This is a genomic window from Bartonella sp. AA56HLJMS (genome assembly GCF_042197145.1).
GTDB lineage: Bacteria > Pseudomonadota > Alphaproteobacteria > Rhizobiales > Rhizobiaceae > Bartonella.
In genome coordinates this window covers 1-7,879 of sequence record NZ_JBHIRL010000030.1, presented here as the reverse complement: position 1 = coordinate 7,879, position 7,879 = coordinate 1, and the positions used below count along the sequence as shown (strand labels likewise).

Sequence of the window (7,879 nt, the reverse complement as noted above, 5' to 3'; positions counted from 1 at the left end):
GTATATTTATAAGGCAAACGATTTCTTGTGGTATAGCCATTTACGAGTTTGAAAGAGTCTTCTTGTGCTTTTCCAGATACTTGAATGAGCGAGAGGCCACCTATATTGGAAGGATCAGCAGCATTGACTACACTACTTTCATCTCCTGAATCGCTTTTGATATAAACTGTTGTGGAGCCTGAGACATCACCGTGGATCAAAAGTCTATCGGTTTTTTGATCGGCACTTGCTACCCCATCACTCCAGGCAATGTTGAAGTAAATCTTTGCATTACCAGAGGCGTTGTAGACTGTTTGCGTATCTGGTTTACCAGATCCTATATGCAATGTGTGATAATGATCTTCTGTTGGTCCATTAAAGATAATAGAGCTGTTATCGAGATTAAGCGTAGAAATATCGGAACGAGATCTTTGAGCAATATCAAGCAGATTGCCATCAGCATCTTTTTCTTTTGTACTGGTCTTTAGTGTCCATGTTGTCTTGTTTTTTAGATCAAAATGTACATTTCTGTCTTTAGCAATATTCGCTCTGCCTTCTAAAGTTGAATGATCAGCGCTTAATGTGAAGGTGCCATTGGAGATCGCTTTAACCTCTTTATTGTTCCAATAATTGTCATTTTTCCAAGATTTTGGATCTTCAAAAAGACCATCTCCTAACAATACATCAGCATGGATTTCTGAATTTTTGAGATTTGCTGTACCGATTGATAAAGTTGGAATATCTTCAATGTTTGTGTTAGTAAAAGCTCCAACAAAAATTCCTGTGCCATTTTCAACGTGAATATCTGCATTGGTTAAATTGATTTCACTGCTTTTACGTTTTTGTGGATCATCTGGATAATCTAAATCAGGATTAGAGAGAGCTATAAATTGCAAACCAGCAACTCCTGCTATCATAGAAGTATTTACGACATCAATATGTCCGTTAAATGCCGCCCATAGTGCAACTTTTTTTGCTTCTATTTTATTTTTTATTGTATTCTCTGTTGCTCCAATATAACCATTCGTCATCTTAATTGTGCTATTATTTCCTGCAAAAAGACCAACATCAAAATTTTGAATGATTGTTTTACCATTTAACTTAATTAAACTATCAGTTTCTGCAACGTTTACACCAACGGTCATTGTTTTACTTTCACTACCGGTTATAATTAAATCTCCGCTAATGATTTGACTTCCACCGTCTGCATAAAACCCTTCATCGACATTTTGAATGGTTGTTTTGCCCATTAACCTAACTTCACTACCAGAGTCCGATGTCCATATACCAGTGCGTTCGTTGTCGGAGCCTTCAAGTGCTTCACCACCGATTATCGATAAGTTTTCGCTAATGATTTTACCACCGTTAACTGCTCCAAGGCCGTCCAAAGTATTGTTAATTATTGTATCACCATGCAATTGAATTGTGCTGTCATTGCCACTTACAAATGCACCGCTTCCTTTTCCCTCTGTTGTTAGAGCAACATCTGTGGCATCAATATGCCCACCGTTGATTGCGAATAACGCTGTTTTGTTCGCGGCTACGGATCCTCCCGTCATTATGATCTTAGATCCTGAACCGTCTGCAAGGAGTCCTTCGCCATTAGATGATATAATGTTAGCATTGTTTTTTAAGATAATCGTACTGCTGGCTTCGGCGCTTCCTCCTACATCATGTCCACTAAATGATCCTCCTGAGACCGTTATTGTTGAGTGATCATTTGCAACTATACTGGCGGCTGCTTGAGTCACTGTTACATCTTTTAAAGTGACGGTACTTTTATCTGCTTTTATTCCAAAGTTCAGTAACGCATCGTCTTTATTATTCGATATCTTCACACCTTCTAGCTTGTTTTCACCGCTGTTACTGTTTAAAAAGCCGGCACCAACTAGAGAAGTTTTAATGGTCCCTCCAGTCATGTTTATTGCGCCACCATCGTTTGTTGTAAGTCCAATTTCACTATTACTAATCGTTGTTCCTTCAAGCAATTCAACTACACTGCCTTCGCCATTAGAAAATACACCAGACGATATATCTTCGTCACCTAGAGATACATCTGTAACATTTAGAGACACATTTGTGACCGTAATATGTCCACCATTTTCAGCAACCAATGCATTACCTTTCCCCGTGACGGTTCCTCCCGTCATGCTGATGGTGGAGTTTGAACTATTTGCATAGAGTCCAATGTTATCAGATGATGTAATGTTTGCATTGTTGGTTAAAGTGATGGCGCTGCTGTTTTGAGCAGATATTGTTGTATTTTGTGCATGAAATGATCCTCCTGAGGCTGTTATTGTCGAGTGATCATCTGCAACTAAGGCATTGGTTGCTTGCATGACGGTTACATCTTTTAAAGTGACGGTACTTTTATCTGCTTTTATTCCAAAGTTCAGTAACGCATCGTCTTTACTATTCGATATCTTTACACCTTCTAGCTTGTTTTCGCTGTTGTTACTGTTTAAGAAGCCAGCACCAACTAGAGAAGTTTTAATGGCTCCTCCAGTCATCTTGATTGCACCATCGTTTAGTGCTTGAAGCCCGAGTGCACTATTACTAATAGTTGTATTTCCAAGTAATTCAATTACACTGCCTTCACCAACAGAAAATACACCAGACGATATATAGTCGTCACTTGGAGCCACATCTGTGACAGTTAGAGCCACATCTGCAACAGTAATATGTCCACCATTTTCAGCAACCAATGCATTACCTTTCCCCGTGACAGTTCCTGCCGTCATTGTGATGGTGGATTTTGAACCTTCTGCATAGAGTCCAACATTATCAGATGATGTAATGTTTGCATCATTGGTTAAAGTGATAGTGCTGCCGCTTTTAGCAGATATTGTTGTATTTTGTGCATGAAATGATCCTCCCGAGATTGTTATTGTCGAATCATTCTCTGCAAATATACCGGCGGCTGCTTGAGTCACTGTTACATCTTTTAAAGTAACGGTACTTTTATCTGCTTTTATCCCAAAGTTCAGTGGCGTATCGTCTTTATCACTCGATATTGTCACATTTTCTAGTTTGTTTTCATGACTGTTACTGTTTAAGAAGCCAGCACCAGCTGCAGAAGCTGTAATGGTTCCTCCAATCATCTTGATTGCGCCATCATTTTGGAATGCAAGCCCGATTGCACTACCACTAATTGTGGTCTTTCCAAGCAATTCAATTACACTATTTGCGCCATTAGAAAATACACCAAATGACTTATCGCTATCATTTGTTTTTAGGGTAACATCTGTAACAGTAATATGACCACCATCTTCAGCAACCAAAGCACTCGCTTTTCCCGTGACGTTTCCTTCTATCATTGTGATGGAGGAGTTTGAATCTTTAGCATATAATCCAACATCATCAGATGATGTAATTTTTGCACCGTTTGTTAAAGTGATGGCGCTGCCGTTTTGAGCAGATATTGTTGCATTTTGTGCATGAAATGATCCTCCCGAGATTGTTATTGTCGAATCATGATCTGCAAATATACCGGCGGCTGCTTGAGTCACTGTTACATCTTTTAAAGTGACGGTACCTTTATCTGCTTTTATTCCAAAGTTCAGTGGCGCATCGTCTTTACCACTCGATATTGTCACATTTTCTAGTTTGTTTTCACGGCTGTTACTGTTTAAGAAGCCAGCACCAGCTGCAGAAGCTGTAATGGTTCCCCCAGTCATCTTGATTACACCACCGTTTTGTGCTTGAAGTCCGATTGCACTATCACTAATCGTTGTCTTTCCAAGTAATTCAATCATGCTACCAAGGTCATCAGAAGCTACACCAATTCCATCACCATTTGTTTTTAGGGTGACATCTGTAACAGTAATATGGCCACCGTATGTTGTCGTTACTGCTTCCTCTTTCGCTGTAATGCTCCCTCCTGTCATTTCGATGATGGACTTTGAACCTTCCGCATAGAGTCCAGCATCGTTATATGATGTAATTTTTGCACCGCCAGTTAAAGTGATGTTGCCGCCGTTTTGAGCAAATATTGCTGCTTTTTCTGCATCAAATGATCCTCCTAAGACTTTTACTGTGGAATCATATGCATCTATGGCAGTTTGTGCTTGCGTCACTGTTACATTATTTAAAGTGACATTACTGTTAGTTGCCTTGATTCCATTGATTAGTGGCGCATCATCTTTCCCACTTGATGTCACTACATCTTTCAGTTCGTTTTCTTTGCTCTTGCTATCTAAAAAGAATGCACCAACTTTGGACGCTGTAATGCTTCCCCCAGTCATTGCGATTGCGCCACTTTCTTGTGTTTTTAACCCGATTGTCGCATCATTGATCTTTGTATCAGATAATTCAATCACACTGTTTTCACCTTGAGACAATGCGCCGAATCCACTCTCAATTTTAGTACCCTTATTATATGCAGGGTTATCCCTTTCTGTAGTAGGTGCACTTGTGGTATCTTCCTTAGCTGTTAGAGTACCACCCGTGACTTTAATATGACTACCGTCGTTTGTATACAATGCTGCGTCTTTTCCAGTTACGCTTCCCCCAGTCATTTTTATGGTGGTATTTTCATCATCGGCATGGAGTCCGTTACCATTAGATGAGGTAATGTTAGTACCGCCATCTACAGTAATGGTGGTGCCGCCCATAGCATATACGCCATCCATTTTACCTTCGAATGATCCTCCGGATACTATAACTTGAGAAACGACATCCGCAAGTATACCAGTTTCTGCTTGCTTAACTGTTACATTTTCTAAAGTGATAAAACTTTCGTTGTTTATTTCTATTCCAAGGAGTGATGATGCTTCATTTTTATTATCTGATATCACTACATTTTGTAGTATATTTCTACTATTCTTACTATCATCAATATAAACACCAGTTTGAGAAGCTGTAATGTTCCCCCCAGTCAGGTTGATGTTAGCGCCGTCTTTTACAGAAATACCAAAACGAACATCAGAATCAGTGCCTTGAATATTTAAGCCATTTAATTCAAGCGCACTGTTAGCACCTTCAACTGTTACAACATATTTATCGCTACCTGTGTCTGTATTTGTGTTTTTATTTCCAGTTACAGTTACAGTACTACCGGTGATTTTTCCTTTGTTTTTTACATAAATAGTCTCGTACGTTTTTCCGGATATATCTTTTTCTTCGTTGGCAACGTCAAGAGTTTCAGCATGTGCAGTGAACTGGATGTTGAATAGTATGATAGCAGCCGCAGCTGTGCATGATAAAAGGGATGTTTTATACACTAGTATTCTCCTTATGAGAGCCCCCAAATATTCATTTCCCCGCAAACTTCATAAGAAGAAGTGAAAATGGATAGTTGTTATTAATTTCGATAATTGTCTTTATTTGGTAAGATATTTTTGGTTTTTTGTCAAAATTAAAAAACAAATGATATTAAATTTGTATTAATTTATATTTAACACACAATGTGTTTGTAATTATTTATATTATATAATTAAATTTATTGTAAATCTATATTATAGAAATTATAAATATTATTATAATACTTACATAAGTTATATTATTTTTTTATAAAGTAATAATAGTATTTTCTGTAATAATTCTGCATTTTTATAACTTATCAAAGTAAGTTATGACGGTAATACTCAAACACTATTGCTAGCACTTTTGATTATTTATACCTTATTTATCATAATATTCTAATATATTTGATCTTGATATCCAAAGGAGTTGGGTGCTCTAGTATAAGAATACATTTTTTCTCCTGTTGGGGATATTTTAATAGTATACGACTAAGTTTTTATAAGCTGTTGATGTATCGATGACATTTGAAAGAGCCAGAGCCCAAGCTTATAAATCTTAATCAATGAAGATGCTTCAAGTTGAAGGCTTGAAATCAACAGTGCTTTTATATCATCAAAGTGCACCTTCATTGAAGGATTATTGCTTTCGTTATTTCGAATTTTTGACATATTTTTGACAATAAAATCTAAAAAATTGCTTCTGAGGAATTTTTTAATATAATATGTAACGTTTTTATGGCGATAGGTTTATGAGATATGAATTGGTAATCACCGTGATTGCTTTTACTCTCTCTGGTTGTTTTAATCTTGATTCTGAAAAAATAAAAAGAGACAAGAGGCTTTATCATGATGCATTCATGGATTGGTCGATGAAAGAAAAGTCTCTTACAGAAAATTATACTGCTATCATTATGGCTGATCCGCAACCGTGGCGTTTAAACTCTGGTGATGCCAATGGAATATCAAACAGAGAGCCATGGTTAAAGATAAATGAGCAGGTTGCTGGTGTGATAAAAGCGCACAAGGCTGCATTCCATATTGTCAATGGTGATCTGACGGAGTTTGGACAACAAAAAAACTATGATGATTATGAAAATGTTTATAAAACTCTTGGAGCACCTGTCTATGAGGGGCTAGGGAATCACGATTATGCCAATAATGTTGGTAATTGTACAAATCCTCAAGAATTCAGTTTTTACAAAGATGCTTGTGCTATAAGTGCAGTTTCAAGAATGGTATCGGAAATCAAAAAATACCGTAGTCAATTATCGCATTTCAATGCAGATGTTACTGAAAGTTTGGTTCCCATTTCGGGTGGAAATATTCGCTTGATAAGGGGGAGTTTGAGTTATTCTTGGGATTATGGAGATGTTCACTATGTGCAGCTTCACAATTATCCAAGCTATACGGTTGGTTTGAAGGGGCAGTCTACAGAAGTGCAAATCAATAAATCTTTAGATTGGCTTAGGAACGATTTAGCTGCTGCTGATGCAAGAGGTAAAGTGACAATCATTAATTTTCATGATGCGCGTGCTGCTTCCATTGATGGTGAATCCTTTTTTATTCGTAAAAAGAATGCTAAAGATTTGTCGGTCTTTAAGTCAATTATTACCTCTCATAATGTTAAAGCAATCTTCGTGGGGCACACGCATTATCAGTCTTATTGCCGTGCGAAAAATGATAAGGTTTTTGGAAATATCCCTATATATACAGCTGGTGCGCTTTTTAATGGAGATTATTACCTCATAGATGTGAAAGGCAAGACCATTCACGTTAAAGCCTATAATGGAGAAATAGGAAAACCGCTTTTAATTAAAGATCTTGGCGTTATAGGGAAAGACACCCAATTTTCGGCAAGTTGCAGTAAGTTATAATAGGATTTTTTTCTTTGTCTTAAAGCATGAGGGAAAAAGCGTATTATATGTGCGGACTTGAAGAGCAGTAGGAGTGTCTAAATGTTATTTAGAAATAGAGTGAAAAATCAGACATATTTTTTTCAAAGCTGCTAAGATTTCAGGTTATACGCTATAAGTGCAATGGTTTAATGTGAACTGAGCTTTAATACAAAGCAGAATAATGATTTGTTATTCTATTTTTTCTTTTTAGGCTTTCATCTTTGAAGAAAGGGGAGTTTGTCAAGGGTGTGTTCATAATTTGCTAGCACATGTTGTCCAGAATTATCAAGAAGGCTGTTTCTATTAGTTTGTTGCAGTATAATTATCAAGTTATGCCCTTTGTTAGAGTTTATAATATCTACTCATGGGCAACTCTTTTCTTTTTCATAAGAAAAGCTTTTTATTTTGATCAATTTTTTACTTATAATCTTCAAACAATTGATGTTTTGTGATGCTGTATAATTTCTCTTGATTAACCGTATGAACTTTTAGTTGTATTACAATTTTATCTTCTTCTTTTATACGTAAGTAAGTCGTTACAATAATATGATACAAATATTGGAGTCTGTTTATAGCTGTTATGGTCTCATGCAATTATCCTTAGATGACTCTCACGTGTTTTGGCAGTTTTATCTTTTCTTTGAGAGAGGAGTAAAAAGGGGATTTTAAGAAGTTCTAGTTTAGAAAGAGTTTTTTTACACAGGAAAAGCTCTCGGAGAGTGCCAAGGCTGGTATGGAACAAGCGGGCGAAGATCTGGCTAA

Annotated in this window: 2 protein-coding genes; one reads left to right on the top strand and one right to left on the bottom strand. The window is 36.9% G+C overall.

The genetic code is table 11. The annotated features are described in order from the left end of the window. The coding region (locus ACFINI_RS09035; RefSeq protein ID WP_375647947.1) for a right-handed parallel beta-helix repeat-containing protein at window positions 1–5,201 on the bottom strand (5,201 nt) is incomplete at its 3' end. Window positions 5,202–5,971: 770 nt separating this feature from the next. Between ACFINI_RS09035 and ACFINI_RS09030 the strand changes: the two genes are divergently transcribed. Beyond that, window positions 5,972–7,096 (top strand): metallophosphoesterase, encoded by a 1,125-nt coding sequence (locus ACFINI_RS09030; RefSeq protein WP_375647943.1) that lies wholly within the window; start codon window positions 5,972–5,974, stop codon window positions 7,094–7,096. Window positions 7,097–7,879: the final 783 nt, after the last annotated feature.